At 42.4% G+C, this 4,510-nt stretch carries 4 protein-coding genes and 1 pseudogene; 1 reads left to right on the plus strand and 4 read right to left on the minus strand.

The features are described from left to right. Positions 1 to 616 (plus strand): annotated as a pseudogene (locus F6K53_RS35220) (hypothetical protein); the annotation flags it as partial. 167 nt (positions 617 to 783) lie between these two features. On the opposite strand, the gene tilS reads toward F6K53_RS35220, so the two are convergent. From tilS to F6K53_RS35240, 4 genes are all read right to left on the minus strand, one after another. Then, on the minus strand, positions 784 to 1,797 hold the full coding sequence (gene tilS, locus F6K53_RS35225; protein WP_293071807.1) for a tRNA lysidine(34) synthetase TilS: 1,014 nt from the start codon (positions 1,795 to 1,797) through the stop codon (positions 784 to 786). 80 nt (positions 1,798 to 1,877) lie between these two features. Continuing rightward, a complete protein-coding gene (locus F6K53_RS35230; RefSeq protein ID WP_293071808.1) occupies positions 1,878 to 3,104 on the minus strand; it encodes a transposase in 1,227 nt (408 codons plus the stop codon). A 57-nt stretch (positions 3,105 to 3,161) separates the two neighbouring features. Continuing rightward, positions 3,162 to 3,347 (minus strand): hypothetical protein, encoded by a 186-nt coding sequence (locus F6K53_RS35235; RefSeq protein ID WP_293071809.1) that lies wholly within the window; start codon positions 3,345 to 3,347, stop codon positions 3,162 to 3,164. A 171-nt stretch (positions 3,348 to 3,518) separates the two neighbouring features. Continuing rightward, positions 3,519 to 4,510, minus strand: a 992-nt coding sequence (locus F6K53_RS35240; RefSeq protein ID WP_293083928.1) for a KGK domain-containing protein, incomplete at its 5' end; no start/stop codon positions are given.

Raw genomic sequence — 4,510 nt, forward strand, 5'->3', positions numbered from 1 at the left:
TAGGGTCGCTAGTGAGTACGATCGTATTAGTCTAGAAACCCAGTTAGCAGATGAGCAAGACCGTTACCAGATGCTGGACAGAACCTTGGTGGGTCAACGCCGGACTCTATGGGAACGAGAAGAAATTATAAATCAGCATCTACGAGTGTTACGACTGCGGCAAGGAATTGTGGATAGTAATGGTCAACAAAACCAGAAAATTGACTTAGGACCAATTTTGATCAAACTAGAAGCACAGTGCAAAAAACAGTCAGATCAATTGCAACAACTAGAACGAGAAATTGAACAGATGCGCCTTAGGGTTAGCCAAGCTGAAGAATTGATCAATCAACAAACCCAAGAAAAGGATGCTAAGCTGGCTCAGGTAAAAAATTGGGAGGAAAGTTGGCTCTCCAATCAGGTGAAGGTCGCTCAACTTTGGGGCAAACTTCATCTCTATGAAGAAACCCTACAGCCATTGCAAGATGGTGTCAATGAACTTCGACAAAAGCTGGATGCGATCGCAAATGCTCTGAATCACATCCAGAAAACAGGTGGTTCTCAACAACAAGCGATCGCTCAAATATCTCAAATCATCAGTAGCTTAAGCCAATCTCCAGAGTTGGCAGCTTCTTAGGTTTAAGGTTTAATATTAAATGTTGTTCGCCCCGTATTCGGTGTAGGGTAGGTTGAATGTTAAAGGTTGAATGTAGTTCGCCCCGTATTCGTTGTAGGGTAGGTTGAAGGAGAAAAATTTCTCGGAAACTAAGAGATAGAAGTGTTTCATACTTAATACTTAATACTTCATACTTCAGTATTAAGAATAATCCATTCCTCTTCTACCAAGGCTGTTACTCCACCAGGAAAGGATGACGTTCGAGAGCGGTTGGGAGCAGCAATTAAACCAGTCACCGCTTCGATTTGCTCAAAGCTGAGGGCTTTGGTTTGGTTTTCCTGAAGGAACTTCCGAATCACACGACGTTGCAGAGCTAGGGGAGCTTGCTGTAATACCAGACGATTTAATCGTGGAGGGCTATTGCTAGCAGGATCTTCCTCGACCGTAGGTACTGCCATGGCTTGCTTTTGGATTTGCTCAGCAGTGTTTTCAAGATATTCCACGTCTGCTCGCAAGATTTCAGCAATTTGGGACAAGGCTGTCTCAACTTGTGGGTTGAAATGGGTTTTCAAATAGGGTATTAGCTCTTGGCGGATGCGGTTACGGGCATAGTTAAGGTCTTGATTGTAAGCATCCACCCAAATGGAAAGTTGCTGCTGCTCGCAAAACTGGAGAGTTTCGCTACGGGATGTGTCAAGTAAGGGACGCACCAGATGTACTCCAGGAGCAAGAGGTCGTTCCCAGGTCAAAGCTTGCAAGCCATCAGTCCCTGAACCTCTGATCAGGTTATAGAGGACTGTTTCAGCGCGATCGCTTTTTGTGTGACCAGTGACAACAGTGGGATAACCTTGAGTTTGGGCAATGTCAATCAGGGCTTGATAACGCCACTGCCGCGCTGCTGATTCGCTCTTTGTCACTTCAGGGGCGGTTCGTAGATGAAATGGAAGTCCCCAACTTTGAGCAATTTGCTGTACATGAAGGGAAATTCCCTCATCATAGGGCCAACGGTGGTCACAGTGGGCGATTCCTAGCTGCCATTTCCACTTGGGCTGTAAATCTAGGAGTAGTTTGGTTAGGCAAAGGGAATCTTGCCCACCGGATACGGCTACTAAGACCTGCTGATTCTTGGGTAGTAGCTTCTTTTGCCGCAGGGTTCTATGTAGCCGTGCATGAAGAGGTGTCCAACTCGGTATCTCAGACATTAGAGTTGTTATGAATAGTTATCCAAAACTTTGACATTTTGAATTTTGTAGGTCATAGATACCGTGACATACTCCCACACTCACCTTTTCAGGTTGAGTGTGGGCTTCTTTCCAACTCCACCTACTGGTTCGGATACTCGGAAAGCTTTATTACCGACGGGATGCCCCACCGCCAACTTTAATATATTGATCGCCGCATTTACATCTCTATCTTCTGTGTACCCGCAGTGAGGACAAGAATGAATACGGTCTTTTAATTTTTTAGGTACTTTTGTCCCACAATTAGAACAGTTTTGACTGGTGTTTCGAGGGTTCACTGCAACTGTGACCAACCCAGCATTTTCGGCTTTGGTTGATAGTATTGACAGAAATTGCCCCCAACCAGCGTCTAATATCGATTTAGCCATTTTAGTTTTGGCCAAACCTTTAATATTTAACTTCTCGTGAGCAACTAGATCATGATTATCTAGTAAGCCCTTTGCAGTTTTAAAATGAAAGTCTTTTCGAGTGTCAGCAACTTTTTTGTGAGCTTTGCCTAGTCTACTGACAGCCTTCTTCCTGTTGTTGCTACCTTTCTTTGATCTACTGACAGCTTTTTGGATTTTTTTTAGCCGTTTTTGAGCTTTTCGATAGTATTGAGGAATTGGTACCTCTGAACCATCGGACTTAATCAAAAATGACTTAAGACCCATGTCTACCCCAATAGGATTGGTTGCACTGTCTACTGGGATGATATTCGGGACAAACTCATCCTGGATGGACAGCGTGACGTAATAACCATCAGATTTTCGAGTTATAGTAGCTGTTTTTATTTTAAATCCTTCTGGAATAGGTCGGTGATAGATCATTTTGACTTTCCCAAACTTAGGAAGAGTCAAAATATTGCCATTTATAGGGTCTTTGCTAAGAGATGGAAATGTAAAAGATTTGTATCTATCTTTACTTTTAAATCTAGGTCTCCCACTCTTCTTCCCATTGCTATCCCCTTTTAGGAACCCCTTAAAAGCTAAATCGACTCTTTTGACACAGTCTTGCAGGACTTGTGATTGAACCACCTTGTACCAAGGTCTATCCTTTTTTAACTGAGGAAGAGTTTTCTTTTGGGAAAAATAGTCGGGATTATTCCTTAGATCTGGTAAATAGCAGACAATAGGACAAGAGTTGATAGAGCAGCGATTCTGTTCGTACCAGTTAAACCTGTCGGCAAGTAGGTAGTTGTATTGATGTCGGAGCATGTCCAACCATCTTTCTACTTCACGTTCTTGATTCTTGGTCAACCTTAATCGATATTGATACGCTGCTCTCATTGTTGTCACATTCTGTTTTTCGACCTATCATCAGGATAACCAAAGTCTTTACATATGTCAATGCAAAATTAAATATAAAAACTTAATGATTAGATTGACTAGTTTTGAAAAAAAGCAACTTAAGCAAGAAGCTGTTCGCGTAGCGTGACCTACGGTCAATCGCAGAGGAATGACTTGCTCCGAGTTACTTAGGAGTTTGATAGCTCGTTTCCCTGTTCCGTGCATACTCTGTGTAAAATTCATCCCACGCTCATCCTTACGGATTGAGACGTGGGGCTTCTTTTACCGGACAGCTAACAATCCTATAAATCCTAAACCCTCAAGGTTCTTGAAAGCTTTGAAATCGGCATGTTCACTACGATGCTCCCATGTCAACATTTACCACAACATTTAGCAATAGACTATTATTTAAGCTTATTTAAGCTCATTCATTTCTTGCCAGACATCATCCATTAGGGAATTATCATCACCGTTTTCTGATTCCTCATCAAAGGAAATATCGTCCAGTTGAAACATGTCTTCATCACTATCATCAGACATTTCACCCAGATCAAAATCATTACTACTGTCTGTTGATACTGCTGACAAATCCAGCAAATCTTCTTCCGCTGCTGTCGGTGATTCTAGGAACTCTATATCTTCGTCACTTTCGGAAAGTTCTCCTAAATCAAACTCATCTTCTTCTTGACTGGTTGGGGTTTGTTCAAAACCAATATCTTCCTCACTATCGGAAAAGTCTCCTAAATCAAACTCATCTTCTTCTTGACTGGTTGGGGTTTGTTCAAAACCAATATCTTCCTCACTATCGGAAAAGTCTCCTAAATCAAAGTCATCTTCTTCTTGACTGCTTGGGTTTTGTTCGAAACCAATATCTTCCTGACTTTCCGCACTATCGGAAAAGTCTCCTAAATCAAAGTCATCTTCTTGACTGCTTGGGGTTTGTTCGAGAGCAATGTCTTCATCTGCATCAAGTGTAGGTTTCAGTGTGATCTCATCCGAGATAGTAGTTGAGGTATCTTCCTCTAGTGCTTCAGCTACTGATATTCCAGTAGCAGTCACAGCGGCTGTGGCTGCTCCAACTCCAAGGTCGAATCCAGAATCATTGCTAGTTTCTGGCTCTGCAAGGTCTGGCTGTTCTGCTACCTGGGTTGATGTGCTTTGCAATGTTTTACCACCAATAGCTGATATATCATCAACTTTATCCTGAGTCTCGACAAGGCAAAATTCTAGATTAAGTCTTACCTTGCCTTGCTGCCAGTCATTAGCAGCAAATTGCAACACTTCACAGGGAATACCCGATTCGCTAAACCAACTTTCCTGTTCTGGAGTCCATTCATCCCCTAAAACTTCTACCAATTTCTTTTTGATAGCAACTAAGAATTCACCGACCCTAAAGGTACGGTTAC

Source organism: Moorena sp. SIO4A1 (assembly GCF_010672065.1).
In the GTDB taxonomy this organism is placed as follows: domain Bacteria; phylum Cyanobacteriota; class Cyanobacteriia; order Cyanobacteriales; family Coleofasciculaceae; genus Moorena.